This window comes from Microbacterium sp. 2FI, from assembly GCF_005502885.1.
In the GTDB taxonomy this organism is placed as follows: domain Bacteria; phylum Actinomycetota; class Actinomycetes; order Actinomycetales; family Microbacteriaceae; genus Microbacterium.
Genome location: NZ_SCMR01000020.1, coordinates 49,466 through 69,738 on the forward strand (window position 1 = coordinate 49,466; position 20,273 = coordinate 69,738).

The 20,273-nt window shown below is 66.0% G+C and carries 24 protein-coding genes; 9 read left to right on the forward strand and 15 right to left on the reverse strand.

Going from position 1 to position 20,273, the window contains the following annotated elements:
- Positions 1–12: 12 nt before the first annotated feature.
- The 4 genes from FFS15_RS14725 to FFS15_RS14740 form a co-directional block, all read right to left on the reverse strand.
- Entirely contained in the window at positions 13–510 is a 498-nt protein-coding gene (locus tag FFS15_RS14725) for a hypothetical protein (protein WP_137845797.1), read from the reverse strand.
- Positions 511–945 (reverse strand): type II toxin-antitoxin system antitoxin SocA domain-containing protein, encoded by a 435-nt coding sequence (locus FFS15_RS14730; protein WP_137845798.1) that lies wholly within the window; start codon positions 943–945, stop codon positions 511–513. It lies immediately after the preceding gene.
- Positions 946–1,268: 323 nt separating this feature from the next.
- Complete coding sequence (locus FFS15_RS14735) at positions 1,269–1,619, reverse strand: hypothetical protein (RefSeq protein ID WP_137845799.1); 351 nt, start codon at positions 1,617–1,619, stop codon at positions 1,269–1,271.
- A 183-nt stretch (positions 1,620–1,802) separates the two neighbouring features.
- Positions 1,803–2,150 carry a hypothetical protein gene (locus FFS15_RS14740; protein ID WP_137845800.1) on the reverse strand — a complete coding sequence of 116 codons (348 nt, stop codon included), beginning with the start codon at positions 2,148–2,150 and terminating at the stop codon, positions 1,803–1,805.
- Between the two features lie 133 nt (positions 2,151–2,283).
- On the opposite strand from FFS15_RS14740, the gene FFS15_RS14745 reads away from it, so the two are divergent.
- Complete coding sequence (locus FFS15_RS14745) at positions 2,284–3,177, forward strand: hypothetical protein (protein ID WP_137845801.1); 894 nt, start codon at positions 2,284–2,286, stop codon at positions 3,175–3,177.
- Between the two features lie 259 nt (positions 3,178–3,436).
- On the opposite strand, the gene FFS15_RS14750 is transcribed toward FFS15_RS14745, so the two are convergent.
- Together FFS15_RS14750 and FFS15_RS14755 are read right to left on the reverse strand one after the other, a co-directional pair.
- Positions 3,437–3,895 carry an SRPBCC domain-containing protein gene (locus tag FFS15_RS14750; RefSeq protein WP_137845802.1) on the reverse strand — a complete coding sequence of 153 codons (459 nt, stop codon included), beginning with the start codon at positions 3,893–3,895 and terminating at the stop codon, positions 3,437–3,439.
- Between the two features lie 124 nt (positions 3,896–4,019).
- Positions 4,020–4,526: a GyrI-like domain-containing protein gene (locus FFS15_RS14755; RefSeq protein ID WP_137845803.1), complete on the reverse strand. Its 507-nt coding sequence runs from the start codon at positions 4,524–4,526 to the stop codon at positions 4,020–4,022.
- 164 nt (positions 4,527–4,690) lie between these two features.
- Here FFS15_RS14755 and FFS15_RS14760 point away from each other — a divergent pair, with 164 nt between their 5' ends.
- Complete coding sequence (locus FFS15_RS14760) at positions 4,691–5,920, forward strand: MFS transporter (RefSeq protein WP_137845804.1); 1,230 nt, start codon at positions 4,691–4,693, stop codon at positions 5,918–5,920.
- Positions 5,921–6,810: 890 nt separating this feature from the next.
- On the opposite strand, the gene FFS15_RS14770 is transcribed toward FFS15_RS14760, so the two are convergent.
- Both FFS15_RS14770 and FFS15_RS14775 read right to left on the reverse strand, forming a co-directional pair.
- On the reverse strand, positions 6,811–7,824 hold the full coding sequence (locus FFS15_RS14770) for a zeta toxin family protein (protein ID WP_171013217.1): 1,014 nt from the start codon (positions 7,822–7,824) through the stop codon (positions 6,811–6,813).
- On the reverse strand, positions 7,817–8,065 hold the full coding sequence (locus FFS15_RS14775) for a hypothetical protein (protein WP_137845807.1): 249 nt from the start codon (positions 8,063–8,065) through the stop codon (positions 7,817–7,819). Before FFS15_RS14775 ends, FFS15_RS14770 begins: the two co-directional genes overlap by 8 nt.
- A 215-nt stretch (positions 8,066–8,280) precedes the next feature.
- Between FFS15_RS14775 and FFS15_RS14780 the strand changes: the two genes are divergently transcribed.
- Together FFS15_RS14780 and FFS15_RS14785 are read left to right on the forward strand one after the other, a co-directional pair.
- Positions 8,281–11,289, forward strand: coding sequence for an AAA family ATPase (locus FFS15_RS14780; RefSeq protein ID WP_137845808.1), 3,009 nt, complete (start codon positions 8,281–8,283; stop codon positions 11,287–11,289).
- 455 nt (positions 11,290–11,744) lie between these two features.
- Positions 11,745–11,954, forward strand: a complete 210-nt coding sequence (locus FFS15_RS14785; protein WP_137845809.1) for a DUF2188 domain-containing protein — start codon at positions 11,745–11,747, stop codon at positions 11,952–11,954.
- Between the two features lie 61 nt (positions 11,955–12,015).
- On the opposite strand, the gene FFS15_RS18675 is transcribed toward FFS15_RS14785, so the two are convergent.
- Complete coding sequence (locus FFS15_RS18675; RefSeq protein WP_171013219.1) at positions 12,016–12,177, reverse strand: hypothetical protein; 162 nt, start codon at positions 12,175–12,177, stop codon at positions 12,016–12,018.
- A gap of 203 nt (positions 12,178–12,380) precedes the next feature.
- Between FFS15_RS18675 and FFS15_RS14790 the strand changes: the two genes are divergently transcribed.
- Positions 12,381–12,599, forward strand: a complete 219-nt coding sequence (locus FFS15_RS14790; protein ID WP_137845810.1) for a hypothetical protein — start codon at positions 12,381–12,383, stop codon at positions 12,597–12,599.
- 21 nt (positions 12,600–12,620) lie between these two features.
- Here FFS15_RS14790 and FFS15_RS18680 read toward each other — a convergent pair whose 3' ends face one another.
- Positions 12,621–12,791, reverse strand: a complete 171-nt coding sequence (locus FFS15_RS18680) for a hypothetical protein (RefSeq protein ID WP_171013220.1) — start codon at positions 12,789–12,791, stop codon at positions 12,621–12,623.
- A gap of 140 nt (positions 12,792–12,931) precedes the next feature.
- Between FFS15_RS18680 and FFS15_RS14795 the strand changes: the two genes are divergently transcribed.
- The 4 genes from FFS15_RS14795 (at position 12,932) to FFS15_RS14810 (ending at position 16,006) form a co-directional block, all read left to right on the forward strand.
- Positions 12,932–13,612 carry a PhzF family phenazine biosynthesis protein gene (locus FFS15_RS14795; RefSeq protein ID WP_137845811.1) on the forward strand — a complete coding sequence of 227 codons (681 nt, stop codon included), beginning with the start codon at positions 12,932–12,934 and terminating at the stop codon, positions 13,610–13,612.
- A gap of 60 nt (positions 13,613–13,672) precedes the next feature.
- Positions 13,673–14,560 (forward strand): metalloregulator ArsR/SmtB family transcription factor, encoded by an 888-nt coding sequence (locus tag FFS15_RS14800; RefSeq protein WP_137845812.1) that lies wholly within the window; start codon positions 13,673–13,675, stop codon positions 14,558–14,560.
- 70 nt (positions 14,561–14,630) lie between these two features.
- The gene (locus FFS15_RS14805) at positions 14,631–15,047 is read left to right on the forward strand and encodes an arsenate reductase ArsC (protein ID WP_137845813.1); all 417 of its coding nucleotides are present in this window, start codon (positions 14,631–14,633) and stop codon (positions 15,045–15,047) included.
- On the forward strand, positions 15,044–16,006 hold the full coding sequence (locus FFS15_RS14810) for a PstS family phosphate ABC transporter substrate-binding protein (protein WP_137845814.1): 963 nt from the start codon (positions 15,044–15,046) through the stop codon (positions 16,004–16,006). The genes FFS15_RS14805 and FFS15_RS14810 overlap by 4 nt, the downstream gene beginning before the upstream one ends.
- 75 nt (positions 16,007–16,081) lie before the next feature.
- On the opposite strand, the gene FFS15_RS14815 is transcribed toward FFS15_RS14810, so the two are convergent.
- The 5 genes from FFS15_RS14815 to FFS15_RS14835 all read right to left on the reverse strand — a co-directional run bounded on the left by FFS15_RS14815 (position 16,082) and on the right by FFS15_RS14835 (position 20,263).
- On the reverse strand, positions 16,082–16,834 hold the full coding sequence (locus FFS15_RS14815; RefSeq protein WP_212743171.1) for a nucleotidyltransferase domain-containing protein: 753 nt from the start codon (positions 16,832–16,834) through the stop codon (positions 16,082–16,084).
- Positions 16,835–17,083: 249 nt separating this feature from the next.
- On the reverse strand, positions 17,084–17,536 hold the full coding sequence (locus FFS15_RS14820; RefSeq protein WP_171013221.1) for a single-stranded DNA-binding protein: 453 nt from the start codon (positions 17,534–17,536) through the stop codon (positions 17,084–17,086).
- A 2-nt stretch (positions 17,537–17,538) separates the two neighbouring features.
- A complete protein-coding gene (locus FFS15_RS14825) occupies positions 17,539–18,045 on the reverse strand; it encodes a hypothetical protein (protein ID WP_137845816.1) in 507 nt (168 codons plus the stop codon).
- Positions 18,042–18,428: a hypothetical protein gene (locus tag FFS15_RS14830; protein WP_137845817.1), complete on the reverse strand. Its 387-nt coding sequence runs from the start codon at positions 18,426–18,428 to the stop codon at positions 18,042–18,044. Before FFS15_RS14830 ends, FFS15_RS14825 begins: the two co-directional genes overlap by 4 nt.
- A 5-nt stretch (positions 18,429–18,433) precedes the next feature.
- A complete protein-coding gene (locus FFS15_RS14835) occupies positions 18,434–20,263 on the reverse strand; it encodes a TraM recognition domain-containing protein (protein WP_137845818.1) in 1,830 nt (609 codons plus the stop codon).
- Between the last annotated feature and the right edge of the window lie 10 nt (positions 20,264–20,273).

Here is a 20,273-nt window from a genome sequence, read left to right on the forward strand (position 1 = left end):
GACTACGCGGGGTTATGTGTTGCGGAGCTTCGAAGGCCACACTTTGTGCTCGGGGTCCCACCAGATGATGTGAAACTCATGACCGGTGCGCACGCCGTAGAGTCGCTTGAGCCCATCGATTTCGAGTCGCACCATGTGGTCGAGGCCTTGAAACTTGGACTCGAGTCGATCGGTAGCGTCACTGTTTGGACATGCGCTCATGTCTGTGTAGACCTTGGAGAGGCGTTGTCCGGGCTTGAAGAACTCGCCGGCGGTCATGGTCTCGACATGTGCCATCGTCTTGAGAAGCTGCGCATGATCGGCATTCGAGATGCTCGACAGCGTCCATTCACCATCGTCGTCAATGAGGTCGAATCTGAAGCGGACCTTTCGGTCGTTTTCCTTCGGTGCGAGTTCCTCGACAGCCCTGGGCACCCGAAGGCCCGACGACACCACCTCTGAAGATGCCGGCTGCTTCCCGCCACCCTTGTACGGGTTCGCCGAAACCCGAGGGGTCTTGCTACGCGACACCTAGACGAGCGACCCGTAGTACTCCGCCATCGCGGCCTCCGTGATCGGAGTCTCGCAACGGGCACCCACGGGGAGATCCCCCCGTGCATCCGCCCAGGGCCGCTCCGCATGCGTGAGGTTACTCAACTCCATCGCGGAGTACTGACCGTAGAAACCGAGCACACCATCAATGCTCGTCACCTCGTCGGCAGAGAGCAGCGGTTCCTCGGCCTTGATCTCGGTCGGGCTAACAGTGAACCGACCGCGGTGATACGCATAGAGCCGCGGCGCGACAGGACCGTTCGCCCACGCTTGGATCTCGTTCTCGAACAGCGGCTTCTCTTCCCAGACGAGGTGCCAAGCCTGGCTGTAGTACACAAGCTTCTGAAGCTTCATCGCCGTCATACTGCCCTGCTTCCGCAGGATGTACTCGGCCACGTCACGGATCTCAGCCATGGGAGCGCACCTCCTCAGAAACCCCAGGACGACAAGACTGTCGGTCGCTTGCCTTCACCCGCATGCTAGCGGGTCGAGACCCTCATGATCGACAGGCTTGCCAGCGTAGTACAGCCGTCTGACATCCCTCTGAGCCGCGACTGCTACGGCGACAGGTGCCGCTCTGACGGGGCTTGCACGAAGCGGCCCCCTAGCCGAGCACCGCGCGCAAAGGGATCCTCGACCCGATCCCGGCGACGAAGTAGAGCAAGCGCCACGTCGGCGTTCCGGGTTCCCCGCTCCGCGATACACACTCGGCGGCCTCGGACCGCCTCAGAGTGGGGCTAAACCTGCACCGCGCCGAAGAACTCGCGTGCCGTCGCCAACTGGGCGAGTGCCATCACGCCGGCCACGGAGAGGTAGATCAGCCCGATCGTGTCGATGCCGTAGGCGATCGTGACCGCGGTAGCCAGCACGACGAGCCAGATCGAAGCCCACGCCCAGCGCTGCCTAGCGCGGTAGGGAAAGAACAGCACCAGCAGGGCGAACGCGTTGACGACCGCGTAGGCGATGAACATCCGGCCCTCGTCCGGTGACGTGGCCACCAAGAAAATCGCGACCAGGTGATTGAGCAGCATCCCCGTGTTCAGCACGATCAGCACGATCCAGCCGGCCTTTGCCAGTCCAGTTCTCATGCTTGAGTGTAGGACCGGGTCCACGCCGGCAACAGACCCGCCGAGCGCCGCCGGGACGACGGCGCTCATCCCAGCGCCGCCCTACTGCAAGGTGGCATCCGGCCACCACGGATCCTCAATGAGCGCCCCATCTGCGGGACGATCGCCACTGATCTCGCCAACACTGTCCGGTCAGGGATCCTCTCAGTCCCCGTGCTCGTCGAGCCAGGTGCGCGGGTTGTCCTTTGACCCCGCCCCCAAACCCCTGTCGAGAGACGCTCGGGCGATTGCTCCAACGATCGCGCTCACGGCGAGGGCGAGAAAGCCGGTCGACACGCCGATCCCGAACGCCGCAACCCCCAGGTACAACCCCACTATGGCCGCGCCCAAACCTGCCGACTCCTGCGTGTTGCTGAGGAAGAACAGTGAAAGCGCGACGATCGCCGCGCCGAGAATCAACAGGACGACCGCGATCCTGTTCAGGGCGCGCAACGGCGCGCTGTCCCTTATCCAGTCGATTCGGTCCCCAACTGACATAGTCGACTTCCCCATGGCCGACACACTACTTGTGCTAGCGCAGCCTCCCACTCGGGTCGTGAGCAACTCTTACCGGCCCGCTGGACGGCATCCCACGTAACTACTGCCGGTCCGGCACCGCGCGCACAGGGATGTATAGAGTGCCGCCATGACTCTCATCACGTTCGTGCTCACTGATGAGTACGTTGTCCTGGCGAGTGACCGGCGGATTACGTTGGCACGTGGCACGAAGGTGATCTCTCAAGACGATAAGGCGGTGAAGTCAGTCCTTCTGAACGGGCAATTGTTGCTCGGCTTCACGGGTGTCGCGGAACTCGACGGCAAGCCGATGCTGCAGTGGTTGGGCGAGCACCTGATGGGGGTTCATCCAAACGACATCCCGGAAGTGCTCCGGGACTTGATGAGGGACTACTACGAGGCGAACCGGTCGGTGCGAGCGCTCCCGCACGCATTCATCGCGGCCGGGTATGCGTTCAACACGCTTCGCTCTCCGGCCGCGTGGCCGATGGGCTTCCGAGTGTCCAACACAGCCAACGTAGTTCGCGGGGCGCGCATGGAGTTCAGCCACCCGTCGACCGATTTCGCCTCGATGCGCTTCGCTCTCGGCAACCAAAGGCAAATGGTGGGGGCCGTAGGTTACCCGTACTCCAACACAGCCCTGCGGTCCCTTGAGGGATCCGTCCGGCTCGCGCTTCGACTCGACGCATCTGACCCCTCGAAGGTCTTCCGGCCGGTGATTGGCTTCATGAGGGGGGTCGCGCAGCGAAGCGCTGGATATGTCGGGGACACAATCGTGATTACCGCGATCGCACGTTCTAGCATTCCGATCACGGACATTCCTGGTTTCATGATCCCGCTGACCGAGGGCGCCGCGTTCGGTCCCACGCGCGCACCAACCTCCTTCATGGTCACGAACGGACGCTTCGACCCCGAAACGTATCTCCCCGGGACAATCAGTCCGCACATGGTGACGATGGGGGCGACGTTCGGCCCGCCACGCGTCGGAGTCGTGCCGGGCCCAGGGGCCCCCGTCATCACCTGATCCCCGTTGCACGAACTCCTGGATGTCGGCGAGAACAGAATCAGGGCACGCGGCGCAGCTAGGTACCATTTAGTTCTCGCCGCGCAACGAAGTTTCGTGGTGCCGCACGTCTCGACCCGAACGCGACACCCCCTCAACGGGCGCGGCCCGAATTGGGATGGCACCCGCACGTGTCGGCGGTGCGCAAGCCCCTACCGGTCAATGCTCGGAGTGGAGTGGCTACCTTAACCCATCGATATGGCTCGGCGCCGATCGGCACTCAGTGCGTCACTGCTTCCGCGGCTCTCTTGAGGTCGGCGGTGAACCGTTCGAAGTTGTCCTCCAACGGCGGGATCATTCGGGCGACGAACGGGTAGAACGGACCGCCGATGCGCTCAACGATCTCCACTCGCGTCCCGCCGGCTTCACCGCTCAGGGAGCACGTGCGACGGAGCATCGCACTCGCGAACGTCAAGCGCGCGTTCGGCTCGAACTCCTTGACCTTCAGCGAGAACGTGCGGCTCTGGTCGAGTGTCGAGACGAGCTTGATCGTCGAGCCGAGGGCAATCTGGCCACCCAGCGATACGACCGTCGAGTTCCACCGCGGGTACTCCGCGGCCGTGGTCAGTAGCCGCCACACCGTGGCCGCGTCGGCGTCGATTTGTTGGGCGATGCGGGTGGATTGACTGAACATGGTCCGGGTGGTCGACGCGACTCCATCGGACGAAGTGAGGGACATGCGATTCCCCGTTCTCTGCTGGGGCGATTCTAGATCTGGATGCCCGTCCACAACTCGGGACGACACAGAACTGCGCGCAGCCGCACGGCTTTCGCGCATCGCGCGGAAAGGGATCCGACTGCGGCTATCGACGCGTCAGAAAGGCAAGCTCGACGCCCCAGCGTGTCTTTCGTTTCTCGGTGCGGGGGTCTGTCAGATAGATTTCGCACCGGCTCGCGAACGCCTCACCGGTCGGCACGGCATGCGCGTCAAGAGCAAGATCCTGCTCACGAACCCAAGCGTGCAGCAGGCGATTCGCCGCCATGGACTGCGTTCGGTATGCCAGCAAGGCATAGTCCCCGGCGGGTAGCGATCCGGCGTGAACCCGTGCGTCCGAGGCGCTGTTGACTGCGACGACTCCGACTTCGATATCCACCAGATCGGCCATGTTGACCACATGGAGACGCAGAAAGAAGTGCCCGGCGGGTTCGATCTCATGCTCCGTCAACCACTCAACCAGCTCCGCGAGCAATCGATCCCGGTTCGAGAGCATGGTGCGGAACGGCACGGTCTCGCGGATGCCGAGGGTCGGAACCTCTGGACGGCTCTCCAACCGCGGGCCGTCCACAATATCGACTTCACCCGCACCCACGGCAGCAGTATGCCCGCTCCACCCGACGAGCCCCCTACCACCGGCCGCAGCGCGACCCTCCTCCCCGCGGAAGGATCCGTCGGTGTCCCCACGTGTCGGGCGGTCTCTGCCGGGGTTGACCGGATCGTACGATCGAGTGGTGCCCGTCCGGCGAAAGGTTTCTCGTGAGTGAGAGTTCCGCGTCGACGGTGCGTCCGGCTCGGGTGGCTCCGCTGTATGCCGCGGGTTTCGTCACGGCCTTCGGGGCGTTCAGCGTAGCGGCGGGGTTGGGTGCGACTGGTGAGGATATCGGGCTGAGTCTGCTGCGCATCGGGGTGCTTCTTGCGTTGTACGACGTCGCCGAGGTGCTGTTGAAGCCGGTGTTCGGTGCGCTGTCCGATCGCATCGGGGCAAAGCCGGTGATCGTCAGCGGGCTGATCGCGTTCGCCGGGCTGTCACTGTTCGGCCTCGGCGCCGACAACGCGATCCTGCTGGCCGTGGCGCGGCTCGGCCAGGGTGCGGCCGCCGCTGCGTTCTCGCCGGCGTCGTCGGCGTCGGTGGCGCGCTTGGCCGGCGTCGGTCGCACCGGGCGTTACTTCGGGCGGTATGGATCGTGGAAGGGCCTCGGCTACACGCTGGGACCGCTGCTCGCAGCCCTGCTGATCGGTGTCGGTGGCATGCCGCTGCTGTTCGGTGTCCTCGCGGTGGCTTCCGCGGTCACCGCGGTGTGGGTCGCGATCGTGCTTCCGTCGATTCCGCCGTTGCCGCGGCCTCGATACACGGTCCTCGATCTGGTCAAGCAGACCACCGATCGCCGCTTCGTCGTGCCCACGGTGGCGCTGGCGACCTCGACCGCGGTGCTCGGCGCCTCGATTGGTTTCCTCCCCGCACTCGCAACCGAGGGTGGGTCGGATCTGCTCGCCTCAATCGGGATCGCATCGGTGCTTGCGCTCGCCCTGACAGTGGTGCAGCCGGGAGTCGGCGTCGTGCGCGATCGTGCGATGGTCGCCGATCGCACGGGGATCGTGGTGGGACTGGGTGTCATGGCCGCGGGTGTCCTGTTCGCGGCGGCACCGTGGGGACCCGTCGGGCTGTACATCGCCGCCGTGCTCATCGGCGCCGGCATCGGCATCACGACCCCGTACGGCTTCGCAGCCCTCGCGGACTCCACGCCACCCGAACGCATGGGGCGCACCATGGGGTCCGCAGAACTCGGCCGAGAGCTCGGTGACAGTGCCGGACCTCTCCTGGTCGGCGCCGTCGCGACCGCGATCACGCTCCCCGTCGGACTCGCCGCCCTCGCCGCAGTGACGATAGCCGTCGCCGCCGGAGTAGCCGCCACGCCCAGTACTCAACGGACCTCACCCGACGCGGTTGACGAGCCAATCACCAACGGCGAGCGGCCGCAGAACTGAGACGCATCGTCCCCGCCGGATAAACCTGGGTGCTCGTACCCTGCGCGATCAGTTGGACCTCGTGGACGCGCTGTTCACGAGCACTACTCACGCCACCCCTCCGACGCAGAGACTGTAGCGGCCGACAACGGCTCCGTTCCCTCCGCTCGCTATTTGCAGACTCCGCTCTCCGCTTCGCTTTGAGCTGCGCTTATCAACCGCTCGCTGCGGGCACTGCGCCGTCGCCGCCCGCGGGATCGCTGATTGTCGGAGCGAAGGCGAAGACCGAGTTCAACCCACCTTCGATCGCGACGACGACGGACACGCCCATCAACAACTGGCGCCAGAGCTTCAGCTCGACTCCGACGACTCCAGCGCCCGCCGCACCGCGTTCGGGCTCACCCCGATCAACCGCGCAATGTGCGTGATGGGCCGACCTCCGTCGCGGAGCTCCCGGGCCATCGAGATGCGGGCGGGCGTCATGACGGATGGGCGCCCCGGTCGCCTGCCGCTGCGCGCGGCATCCTCAAGTCCTTCGCGGGTTCGCAACCCGATCAGCTCTCGCCGCAAGGCTTCCAGAGCGAGGACGACGTCGTCGGGACCTGTACCCACGACCCCACTACTGCTCAACACCGGTTCGGCAAGCGAACGGAATCGGATGCCGCGAGCTTGAAGGTCTGCGTGCACGGAGACGAATCGCGCAACGCTCGGGGTGAGGTGCGCGGCCCGGGTCACGAGCAGAGAGTCGCCAGTGCGTAGACCGGCGATGAGATCGCGAAGGGAGGTGTCCGCGCTACGGTTCGCGTGCGCGACTGCGATGACCACTTTGGTGGCGCCGGCCGCTCGGAGTGCAGCCTTCTCGTCACTGCCGTCGTCGGTTCGCAGCGGTCGGCGGTAGCCGACAATCCTGCTCACAGTGACGGTCCGGTCGACCGCGACGGCTCGACCGCGGGAGCACTCGACGGCTGAGGGGCCGGCTGTGTGACGCGACGCGGCGGGGTTGCGTTCTGGGTCAGGTCGACGATCTCCTCGACGAGCCGGCGCTCCTGTTCGGCGACGACCGACGAACCCTTCGGAAACGGCATCGCGGGCAGAACCTCGTTCAACCCGACCCGATGCAACTCCAGCAGCAGGTCGGCGGCGGGCGGTGCCATCTCGCGCGACGCGCGAGCGAAGTCCGTCGCGCGGCGAAGCTCGCTGAACCACTCGGCGGCAGCGCGTGGAGTCCACGGGGCATCGTCCACGGCCGCGACCGCCCGCGCGGCGCCGTCGAACGAAGCAGCACCCGCGCTCCGGTCGGCGTCAAACAGCACTGCGCCGTCCCGCCCCACGACGGTAGCGCGATCCACAGCGCTCGACTCCGCAAGCGCGGCTGCCAGCGCGCGGGTCGACTCCCACCCACGTCGATGGACCTCTCGGCTCGTGAATCGTGCCGGCAAGCGTGCCTGGCGCTCCCAGAGATAGGTGGATGCTGCCGCGAGCAGGCTCGCAGCGCGACGCGACGCGACGACCACCGTCCTGGTGGCGAAGCCCTCGTCGGCGAACATCTCGGCCACCGCGAACACGGTCTCCGGCGAACCGAACGTGCCCTCGAGCACGAGTGAACGACGCGATGCCTGCGCGTATGCGATCGACTTCTCGAGCACCTCCGCAGCTGGCCCGCTCACCGCCGACGGCGCCTCCAGCGGGCGCCACCTCAGCAGCTGCGCCGACTGCGGATCAGACATGACGGCGTCATCGGCACTGACAACCGCCGCGCCATCGAGCTCGCGCGCCACGAACGCAGCCACCGCTCCACGTCCCGATCCGGCCTCGCCGGCGACGACTGTGAAGGTCGGCTGCTCGACCCCGTCAGCACGGAAGAGGATGTCTCGAACGACCTCGAAGGATGGCGCGCGGTCCGCTCCCGCGGCGACCTCAGCCACGGCGATCGCCGTTCAGCTCCGCCCACCGGTTCGCGAGATCCGCGGTCACTGCGTCAATGGCGGTGCGGTCGCTTCCATCCACGAGCATCACTCGACTGTGGATGCTGCGTGCCTCGTCCGCGCTACCGTCGACGCGCTCCGAACGGCCCTGCAGGAGCATCCCGATCACCGCGCGCGCGAGATCGCGCATCGCGTCATACGCGACGACATCGCTGGTTCCCCAGCCGCTTCCGCTGACCACTGCTCAGGCGCCTCCTCCCCGAAGTCTATGCATCGAACGAAACACACAAGCACCCATTTCGACAACACCCCGAACTCACCCCGTCCAAGCCCCGATTCCCAACACGCGCAAGGCCGCCACCACAAACCCACCCACGAGCAAAGAATCATCTGACGCACGCAGGCACTTTCTGTGAATGCATACCGTAGATAGACATTGGAGCGTATCCTGGCGGCATGCGCGGAGGACTGCAGCGGTGGAAGCGGGGCGAGGACTCACAGGGAGTTCGCGCCGCGCTTTCGTATGCGCTCGAGGGGCGATGCGATGCGCACATCCGTGTCTCAGCCGGCGGCGTATCTCTCGCTGACTACTCCGACAGCACCGACCGATCGATCACCCGTTTCATCGTCGAGGCGGGCCACATCACCACGGATGAGCTTGACCGGGAGCAGCTTCTCCACTGGGTCGACGGCAACGACCCGCTCACGACGGAGCGTCGCGGCCGCGACCTTGCGTCGCCGAAGTCAGACCTCGTCCTCGACGGAACGATCAACGCGCCGAAGTCGTATAGCCTCGTCGCGACCATCCACCCCGCGCTCGCCGACGAGTTCGATCGGCTGCAGGACCGCCTGCGCGACCGGATCATCACAACCTGGCAGCGCGAGCTGAACGCTCGCCGCGGCGCGGGCGGCCGCATCCGTGAATCCGTCCACCGTCTCGAGGTCGTCGAACTCCACCACCGCCGCTCGCGCGCACTCGACCCGCACCTGCACCGTCACCTCTGGCTCAACGTGCGCGTGCAGGGCGAGGACGGCAACTGGTCGAACGTCGACTCCCGTGTCGCGATGAAGCTGCACACGGTCATCAACGCCGAGGGCGAGCTTGCCGCGCGCACCGACCCGGAGTGGATCGCCGCGCTCGCACGCTACGGCTACACCGTGCGCGCCGACGGCGAGATCGCCGAGGTGTCGCACGCGATCCGACCGCTGTCTCGACGATCGAACCAGATCGAAGCGAACCGTGCGGTGATCATCGCCCGGTGGCGCGACGCCCACCCGGGCCAGCACCCCAGTCGTGAGGTGCTCCAGCAGATCGATCGCTACGCCTGGGCGCAGGGCCGCCCCCGCAAGCCCGACAACCTCGACGAGGACGAGTGGGAGCAGTTGATCCGCCACGAGCTCCTCGAGATCGACCCGCAACTCCTCGATCGCCGTCCGCCCACGATCCCGACCACGGTTGAGCTCGCAGCGCTCGATCGCGAACTGCTCGCCGCAAAGGCGATCGTCGAAGCGGACGCGCGCTCGGCACCCAATGGTGGACGGTTCAGCCCCATGGACGTCCGCGCCGGCGCGATGCGTGCGCTCGCGGCCTCCGGAATCGTCGCCAACCGCGACGACCTGCAACCCTTGATCGACGACGTCGTTGGCATCGCCACCGGCCACACGGTCAACCTGCTCGAGAGCGACGGCGCGACTCCCGAACACATCAAGGGCCTCATGGCGGCCTCGACTGCCGCATTGAAGGTGGAGGTCGCCGACCGCTTCGACCGGCTCGCCGGCGACGGAGACCACGCGGACGATGAGCTCGTCGACGCGGCCGAGTCGGCGACGCTGCAACCCGGCACGGGACTCGATACGGGGCAGCGGGATGCCGCATCCGCCATCGCCGGCACGCACCGGCTCGTCGCGGTCATGGGCCCTGCCGGGACGGGCAAGACCACCATGCTGCGGGTCGCGCACCGGGCGCTCGCGATCCAGGGGCGACGGCTCGTTGTCGTCGCGCCGACGAAGAAGGCGGCTTCGGTCGCCGGTCGTGAGATTGGTGCGTCGGCATCCAGCCTTCACGCCCTCCTCGGCGACCACGGATGGCGATGGACTCGCGACGATGCCGGCGCCGAGGTCTGGACTCGGCTCGGCATCGGCGACGTCGACCCTGCGACCGGTCGCATCTACGTCGGTCCGCGCAAGCATCCGCTCGCACCCGGCGACCGGATCGTCGTCGACGAAGCCGGCATGGTCGACCTCTACACCGCACGCGCGCTCGCTCAGGTTGCCGACGAGACCGGAGCCGGCATCGCCATGGTCGGTGACCACCTGCAGGCGATGCCCGTCGGCCACTCGGGCGCGATGGCCTGCATGGCCCAGCGCAGCGGAGCCGTGGTCGAACTGACCTCCGTGCACCGCTTCCGCGACCCGAACTACGCCGCGCTCACGCTGCGGCTTCGGGAGCCGGCATCCATCGACGAAGCTCGGACCGTCGCGATGGAACTGGATGCCGGTGGCCACATCCATCGCGTCGGAGACCACCTGCATGCGCAAGAGGTGATGGTTGAGTCGTACTTCCGCTGGTCGGCCGAGCGCAAGCGCGTCGCGCTCGTGACGAGCACCAACGAAGAGGCGGATGCCATCAACGAGGCGATCCAGCAGCGACGTGTCGACTGCGCTCAGATCGACGTGATGCGGGTGGCGGTGGGTATGGGGGAGCAGCGGATCCTCGAAGGCGACGTCGTGCAGACGCGCCGCAACGACCACGTCACCGGCGTTCAGAATCGCGCGCTCTGGACAGTGCGCCGCATCGATGCGCGCTGGGTCGAGCTGGTCAGTGTCGACGACCGCGGCGACGTGAGACGAGTGGATGCTGACTACGTCGCCGATCATGTTCATCTCGCCTACGCGTCAACAGTGCACGGCATCCAGGGTGAGACGACCGACGCATCGGTCGTCGGGCCCGGTGTCGATGCCTCGGGACTCTATGTCGGGATGACGCGAGGGCGCGTGCACAACGAGGTCGTCGCCGTCGCGCGCGACGACTCGGATGCGCGGGAGCAGATCGCAGAGAGCATGATGCGAGGGGCGCCTGTGGTGACGATCGACGACTCCAGGCGAGCGGCGCGGGCGGAGTTGGGCCGCGCGGCAGTTCCGATGTCAGAGGCTTTGGACGGAGCCGGTGACCCACGGGCCGAGCTCGGCGAGTGGATCCGTGTCGCCCGTGGACTGCTCACTGACATGGAGGCTGCAGAGGCGCGACGCGCGTCGCGGACGCATGCCCGAGCGGACAATGCAGCTGTCGGCCACGAAGAGGACCGGTCTCGCGCCCAAGCCCTTGCCGATCTAGTCATCGAGCGCGAGCGTGAATGCGCGGCGCTGTGGGATCGCGGAACGCAGCCCGCTCGCGCGTCGAACCATCAGGCATCGGCCCCCGCCATCTCTGTACCTGAGACGGCCGCAATGATCTCCGGCTTGTGAACGAGCCGGACCCGATCGAGGCAGTTTGGGTTGGCATCCGCACGATGGCGGCTGCGTCGCCGACTCTGCGGAGGGCGCTGCAGACGAGTCGGTCTCCGACTAATCTACTGCTGTGACCGATGAGTACGACGGCGCACAACCCCGATGCCCCGAAGACAGCATTGTGATGCGCGACATACCCGGCGGCTGGAGATGCCCCGCCTGCGGCCACACCTGTACGCCAACGATGCAGCAATATCAGGACCAGCCCCAAGACTTCGACGGACCCTCTATCCACGGCGGATGATGAGCAGCGTCGTGCCCGGACGGATCCGTATCCGGACATTGCCCGTTGAACGGACCCGCTTCGTTCAAGGCGGGTCGGATGTCACCTGCTCAGTCAGCAGTCCCGTTCGCATCTACCTGCGCTCAGTGAAGGGCGGTAGGGTCGCAGTGGCCAGGGGAGGGGTGGTGGCGTGCCTCAAAGAGCTTGGGTTGCATCATTCGGGGGGCTGTGGACCGTGAAGTCCGATGCGCGCCAAGTCATCACGGCCTACGACACCGAAGCTGAGGCTATCGTGGCCGCTCGATCACTGCTGGCCGAGACCGGGGGTGGCGAACTCGTTCGGAAGGATCAGTTCGGCGGGGTCGTCGACCGCGAATCGATTCCCCGACGAAGCATCTGAGAACGTTTGATCGTGCCTCCCAGAGTTCTCTGGGAGGCGACTGTGGTGCGCTCGCGATCAATCAGACGCGATCGCTTCGGACGATGGCCGCGAGTTCGGCCACGGCCGCGTGAAGGCTCGTCAACGCTGACACGGATTCGGCGTTCGGATCACGCTCGCGCAACGTCGCGATCTGCTGTTCTGCGGCATCGAGATACGTCGTAACCGCCCTGATGCTGGCCATGTAACGCTCCGTCCCGAGTGTGTTTCCCAGCGGGACACTATCGGAAAGAAGTGAACGGGTATGCGGGGCGCCGTAGCTCTGTTCGGCGCCTCGTGGTTCAGGGTTTGCGCGCGCCTGCCTTCGACTTCACACGCCTTCTCCGCCGCGGTCGCTTGCGCGCCGATGGCCTGTCTCGTCGAGCCGATTCGGAGGACAATAGACGGGTGAGTTGCACGCACCCCGATAGCGAGTTCGAGGCGCTCGTCTACCTGGCGGAGCGTCTGCGTCAGCGATTCCCGGAACTGGCCGAGGGCGCAGCCTTCGAGCTGATCGCTGAGGAGTTGGAGACGTTCGACCGTGCGCGGCTGCGCGACTACGTGCCGGTGCTGGTCGAGCGCAACGTTCTCCGCCGTCTCCGCAGTCACTCGAGCCGTGCGGCCTAGGCGCGATCCTGGTGAGTTACTTCAGGCGGCGGTCTGCAGGCGCGTCTTGGCTTCGCGCTCGACAAGCACCGGGATGAAGTCCCGGACGTGCGCGTCAGCGAACGCGGCGTACGCTTCGCGGACGATTGTCGAGATCGCCTCAGCGTCAATCGCGGGGAACCGTGTGGCGAGCCGCTCTGCTACCTGGTCCATCGCCGCGTCCTCGTCTTCGATTTCGCGAGTCACTGGCTGGTCCAATCGTTGCGGGGGTTTGGCAACAAATGGTACCCATCGCCGGGGCCGAGCACCAGGACAGGTGCCTGAGTCGTGCGGCACTGCCAGGATCTCTTGATGTGAACCTTTTCGTGAACGTCGTGAATGTCTTCGTCGACGATGTCGGCGCGCACGGCAACCCCCTGGGAATCGTCTGGGCGTCGTCCGCGACGCGAAAACGCGAGCAGCAGATCGCCGCCGATCTTGGCTTCAGCGAGACGATCTTCATCGATGGCGTCGCAGATCGTGTTGCGACGGCGCGCATCTTCACACCCACACGGGAGTTGCCGTTCGCCGGTCACCCGACGGTCGGGCTTGCCGCGTGGCTTCGTCGCGGTGGCGACGAGGTCAAAGCCCTGAGCGTGCCTGCGGGAAGCGTGCGAGTGCGCGCAGACGGCGACATGGTGTTCGTGACCGCGTTGCCGGAGTGGGCGCCGGAGTTCGCGCTGGATCAACTCTCCTCGCCCACTGAAGTGAAGGCGGTCGATCCGGACGCGTACGGCGTCGGTTTGAACTACGTCTGGGCATGGCTCGACGAACCAGCAGGGAAGGTTCACGCGCGCATGTTCGCCGCCGACCTCGGGATCCGGGAAGACGAAGCAACCGGATCAGCTGCCGTGCGACTGTCATCCCACCTCGGACGCGATCTCGAGATCCAGCAAGGCGAGGGCTCCCTCCTGCGTACGCACGTGCGCTACCTCGGCCAGCAGATCGAGGTCGGCGGGCGAGTGTCTGAAGCGAGGATCACAGAGCTGCGCTGATCGGTCGAGGCCCTGTTCTCGGTCAGGCCCAGCGCTCGGGCCCCGCATAGACTTCGGTCTATGAGTGCGGGTGACGGTTCCGGCGAGTGGACGACACTCGGAGATCCCACGCGCGCTCGGATCGTGAGGATGATCCGCGATTCCCCGGAGGGTCGCACACTCGTCGGGCGCCTCGCAGACGGTCTCGGACTGCGGCAGCCGACCATCAGCCATCATATGAAGGAGCTCACAGCGCGCGGGATCGTCCTGCGGCAGCCCGAAGGACGTCGGGTCTGGTACTCCCTGGATCCGCGGAACGCGGAGCGCGTCGACGCCCTGCTGGGTGATGAGACGGCAGGATCGGGCGTCGAACTTGACGTGTCACGCATCGTCTTGGCCCTCGCTGAGCGCTATCGAGGCACGTTCGGCAGGGAGACGATCGAGCGCTACGTGACCGAGAGTCACGACCTCCTTGCAGCCAGCAATCCGACCACTCTGATCGGGTCCCGCACCGCGGCGTTCGCGACAGTGCGTCTGGACGCCCTGGCTCGGTCGGCTGCGCCGCGCGGGCCGGTTCCGGAGGTGCTCTTCGTGTGTGTCGAGAATGCCGGACGCTCTCAGCTCGCCGCCGGTATTCTGCGCCAGCTCGCCGGGGATCGGGTGCTGGTCCGCACGGCAGGCTCAGCACCCGCGGGCGCGGTCCGCACGACCATCGTCACCGCGCTCGACGAGATCGGAGTTTCCTTGGGCGGGGAGTTTCCGAAGCCGCTCACCGACGAAGCCGTTCGTGCCGCTGACGTCGTGGTGACCATGGGATGCGGGGACGCGTGCCCCGTCTACCCAGGGCGACGGTACCTCGACTGGGACCTCGAAGATCCGGTCGGCAAGCCACTTGAGACGGTTCGCCGTCTTCGCGACGACATCGAAGGACGTGTGCGGGAACTTCTCGCCGAGCTGACCGCAGCCTGATCGTTCATCTGCTCTTCTTGTAATTACATAGATCGGGATCTATGCTTTCGAGTGAGGAAAGCGAGACCTGATGAACGACAAGCCCACCGTCCTCTTCGTCTGCGTTCACAACGCGGGGCGATCCCAGATGGCAGCCGGATACCTGCGCGCGCTCAGTGGTGGTGACGTCGAGGTTCTCTCGGCCGGGTCTGCGCCGAAGGACCAGATCAACCCGGTCGCGATCGAGGTGATGGCCGAAGAGGGCATCGACATCGCGAACAACACCCCGAAGGTGCTGACCGTCGACGCCGTCAAGGAATCAGACGTCGTCATCACGATGGGCTGCGGCGACGTGTGCCCGATCTTCCCGGGCAAGCGCTACGAGGACTGGGAACTGGACGATCCGGCCGGGCAGGGCATCGACGCGGTGCGCCCGATCCGTGACGAGATCCGGGCACGAGTGGAGAGTCTGCTCGCAGACCTCGTCCCGCCCAGGGGTGCCAGGTGAGCACGCGGCGAACATTGCGGCGTGCGAAGCGCGCTGTCGCGGCGGCTTCGCTGTTCGCTGGAGGGCTGCTGTTCAGTGCGTGCGCGGGAGAGTCTGCCGGAGGTGACGGGTCGGATGGCGGGCTCACCGGCACGGTCGTGACGGATGGCTCGTCGACGGTCGCGCCGCTGACGGATGCCGCTGCCCACCTGTTCGCCGTCGCGGAGCCAGACGTCGACGTGGTCGTCGCCGTCACCGGCACATCGGCCGGGTTTCGGGCGTTCTGCGATGGCGAGACCGACATCTCGAATGCTTCGCGCGTGATCTCCGACGAGGAGATCGCCGCCTGCGAAGAGGCCGGCATCGAGTTCACAGAGATCGTCGTTGCGAACGACGGGCTGTCCGTCATCGTCAATCCGGAGAACGATTGGGCCACGGATCTCACCCTCGATCAGCTCGCGACCATCTGGGCTCCCGAATCCGAAGGTGAGATCACCAGCTGGAACCAGGTCGACCCCGCCTTCCCCGACGAGCCGATCGTCCTGTTCGGTGCAGGTGGGGATTCGGGAACGTTCGATTACTTCACCGCCGCGATCAACGGCGAAGAAGGCGCAATCCGCGCGGACTACAGCGGGTCAGAAGACGACAATGTCACGGTCGATGGCGTCAGGGAGAACCTCGGGGCCATCGGCTTCCTCGGGTTGAGCTATGTCGAGGAGAACGAGGGCGTCATCGTCGCGGCATCCGTCGATGGTGTCTACCCGAGCACCGAGACAGTCCAGGACGGCAGTTACACGCCGCTCAGTCGGCCGCTGTTCATCTACGTCAACAACGCCGCGTACGCCGAAAAGCCCCAGGTCAACGCCTTCGTCGACTTCTACGTGGAGAACTCGCTGGATGTCGCTGAGCGCGCGCTCGTCGTGCCCCTCACGGACGATCAGGTCACCGTCGCCCAGGACGAGCTCGCCTCGCTCGGATGAGCGGGCGGATCGAGGTCCTTGCGCTGGGCCTGCGTCAGCTTGGACAGGTGAGTATCCAACCGATCAGGGGATCGATCACCGTTCGTTCGACGTCAACGAACTGAGGGGGTCGAGCAGGCGTGAGGCTCGCGCAGGATCGTGGCGCGCGATCTCGTCCAGGAGGAGTTCGATGGAGACTCGCAGCGATACTTCGATCGCTTCATTGGTGACCTGTGCAGGTCGGGCCTGCGCAAGCGCGGCGAGCTCGTCCGCTGGCAGCCGATCGATCTCGCGACCGTGCCACGGGTTCAGATCGTATCGCGCACATGCAAGGGTGAGTATCTGATTCCGCAGGTCGTCGAGCATCGTCACGGCTTGCCAGAGCTTGCCTCTTGCGAGGGCGGACCGCGCGTGCAGGGCGTAGAGCCAGCCCATCCCAACCGTCTCGTTCATCTGAGGGGCGGGCGGCAAGGTGGGCGGATTGGCGGAGCCGAAGATGAGTTGGAACCCTTCGTCGGTGGTCGCGCGGAACTGATCGTGAGGCCAGAAGGAGATGTCGACTTGGAGTGATGAGCTCAGAAGAAAGACGCGGTAACGGACGCCCCCAGCGACAACGTCCAGAGTGTCTGCAGTGCCAGCCTCGGTATCCATCCATCGCGTGAAACGATCGACGACTGCTACCTCCTCGGCGTCGGGAGCGAGCTGAAGGACGAGGTCGATGTCAGACCAGTCATCCTCTGTCCCCCGAGCAGCCGAGCCGACCAGCGCGGCACCAACCACGTCGATGTCGACACGAGCGAGTGCGATCAGTGAATCTCGCAGATGCGAACGGCTGTCGGGTGTGAACACGTCACAACTCCACCGCCCGAGAGCCGCGGTGTCAATTGGGCATCAACGAGGCGAACGATTGACGGTCCATGAGCGAGCCGAGCTGTATCCGTTGCTGCGGGTGATGGGAGCCCGATCCGGACGCGCGTTTGACCCGTCCGCAGCGATGCACGGGAAGCGATCGCCTAACGAACAATGACGTGTGATGCGCGGGTGCAGCAAGATGCGGGCGGGAGTACGATGACTCCCGCCCGCACCTATTGCGATGGGTCAGCGAGCAAGCCCTGCGCCGGTCTCGACCACCGGTGCAGCTTCCGGCCCCGGAGCGTCTACACGCGCTGCGGGGCCGCTAGCTTTTGGGGCGCGCTCGACGCCCACGTCGACGAACTTCAGCGAGGCGCCGACGTTGTCCGCGACGATGTCGCGGGTCTCGCGGGTCTGACCACTCTCGCGGTCAGTGTAGGTGCCGAACCGCAGGTCGCCGGCCACGAGCACGTTGTCGCCCCTGCGGAGCGAGCGGGCCACGTGGGCGGCCTGCTTGTCGAACACGACGACCCGATGGAACACGGTGCCGGAGTCTTCCCAGCGCCCGGTGGTTTCGTTGAGCCTCCGGTCGTTGACGGCGACGGTGAAGCGGGCGTACTCGTTGCCCGACTCTCCCGCCCCGTGCTCCGGGTCACCGGTGAGGTTGCCCTCGATGATGACGGGGATCTTGGTTGTCATTGTCATCCTTCCCTTCGTTGCTCAGCCCGTGCGGGCTGTTCGGCGTGTGACCGGTTGGTCCACGCGTCCCACTCCTGCTCGTCGGTCACGTTCGACCACGAGCGGGCTCTGAATGGGTCGTGCTCCTCGCTGCATCCGCCGCCGTATGCGCGGGTGAGTCGGGGGAGAGCTGTGTTGAAGCGCTCATGCCAGTTGAGAGGCCCGAAGCCCGCATCGGTCTCGTCAAACGCGGCCCGGTGGGCAGCATGCAGGGCCGACAACTCTTCGACGAGCGCGTGATGCTGCCACCAACAGTCCGGCACCATGCTGACTGGCAGGTCGTAACGCACCGTGAGCCATTCGACCCAGGCGCGCAGGGCGATCCACTCGGTGCGGGCTTGGTTGTCGTCGAGCTCGCGCCAGTTGACCGAGAATCCACCGACTACCGTCGACGGTCCCTTTCGCGCGGCCGTGCCGGTCATGTCTTGCGCCATTAGTCGAGCTGCCCGCTCGCGCTGCTCATCGTTCATGCGTGGTCCTCCGATCGGGATGCGAGCTTGTGCTGCAGGCGGTTGATCGCGAAGAGCGATCCGTTGCGACGGCTGCGGTGGCGCGACAGCACGATGTCGCGATCGAGCAGCCGGTGGAGCAGCTCATGGCAGAAGGGATGCAGCGCCACGAGGTCTTCGTGAGGCTCGCGTGCCTGCCATCGCCCGTCGACCGATGCCACACCCGAGTAGTCGAGGTGGTGCAGCTCAAGCTGCCGATTCGTCGCGACCTGCAGACAGGCTTCGCACCGCAGTTGCCCATGGCGCTCGACCTCCTCGCGGAACCACCGGTCTCGGCGCGCGAACCAGGCGCGGCTGTGAAGGAAGCCAGTCCGGTAGGTGTTCCGCGCAGCGGGTTTGCGCATGTTGCTCATTCGTCGGTCACCGCCTCATCGCTGCTTTCCCCTGCCGGCGCGGCCGGGGCGGTGCGGATGGCCTTGGATGCCGCGAACACCTCGCGCTGTTCTTCCTCGACCTCGCGCTTGCCCTGCTGAATGACGCTGGCGTCGCGCCGCTTGTCCCACCCCGTCAGCTCGAGAAGAACGTTGCGCTGGTTGCGGTACGCGAGGAGGCCGACCGATGGGGGAATTCTCCGGATCTCGTCGACCGACATGAGTGGCCGGCGCTCATGCTGTTCGCTGGTGTTGTGGCCACCTTCGCGCGTGCTCCACGACCGTTGCGTCCGCTGCGTGTCCCGAGTACCGAGGAGCGCCTCGATGTCGCGGAGGTGTTCGACGTGGGATGCGCCACCGAGCAGCACCTTCGCCGTCGCGGCGGCCCAGATCGTGTCGGCCTCGGCACGCGACCAGGCGGTTTCAGCCTGCGAGAGCGCTTGGAGCACGACGAGCGGGCAGATGCCGCGGCCGCCGCCGTCCGACATGATGCGGGGGAGATTGCCCCAACGGAACATGTTGACGATCTCGTCGAGGATGAGGCCGAGCGGATGCACGAGGCGTGCGCCGGGAGAGGCGAGTGCCTCCTTACGCGCGACCTCGACGATGCCATCGAGCATCGCCCCGAGGAACCCGCCCATGGCTGCCGCGCCGGACGAGGAGCCGATCAAGTACATCGTGTTGGCGGCATCCAGGAACTCCTCCGCATCGAAGACCCGGTCGCCGGGTCGCGGCGTGAGAGCATCGCGGATCTGCGGCACCGCGAGCGGTGCGACGGCACTGCTCACTCCAAACCAGATGGACGACAGCAGCTTCTCGTCGCCCGAGAGAGTTCCCTCGAGGGCGTCTCCCCAGCCGCGTTCGCCGTCGGTGCGGAGGACCTTGACTGCCTTGCGCGCTTGCGACGGGTTTGTGCCCCAGCTGTATAGGTCGCGGATGGTCTTTCCGCCGACTGCGCCGGCATGCAACAGCCGGCCGAGGGCGACACTGGATGCCTGGGCCCATTCGGCATTCGTCGTAGAGGTGCCGAGTGCGGTTCCCGTGATGATGGCGGTCCCGCGCTGCATTGCGACGATCGGGTCTTCGCATCCGGCAAACGGGCTGATGCGAATGGGATGCCGGACGCCAGAGAGCCCCTGCGGATCGAACACGTGGACTTCACCCCGCTGCTGCCGCATCCGCAAGGTGGCGGTGAGATTGTCGTTCGTCGTCGAGGTGGTGACGAGTGGACCCGACCAGTCGATGATCGCCGAGATCAGCACCCGGTAGCCCTTGCCGGACCGAGGCGGCCCGATGAGGGCGACCGAGTCTTCGATCGAAACGTAGACGTCCTTGCCGTGTGCCCGTCCGACCCGCCAGCCGACATCGGACGGCTTCGGCTTCGCGATGTCGCGGCGAAGCTGGTCGGCGCGCTGGAGCACTGCCTGACCCGAGAGTGATTCATTCACCTCGGATGCTGTCGCGAAGCCAGGCCGGGTGTGCAGGTCGGCGATGAACGCGCGGTCGGACTGCAGGTAGCGACGGCGAGCGATGAACGCGGCGATCACGCCGCCGACTGCCAGCAGCACGACGAGCACATCGGCGACACGGATCGGCACCAGGGGCAGGGCGCACCCCGCCGGTGCCAGATAGGCGGCGGGATCACCGGTGATGGCGAACCAGAGACCTGAGATGAAGTTGCTGGGTTCCGCCGGCGCACCGCAGACGAGCTGCGTCACCCCGTGCGCGATGGCCCCGAACGTGAGGCTCAGCACCACAGCGATCGCGATCAGGACAGCGATCCCCTTGCCCAGCATCCCTTGATTCATGACCTGCCTC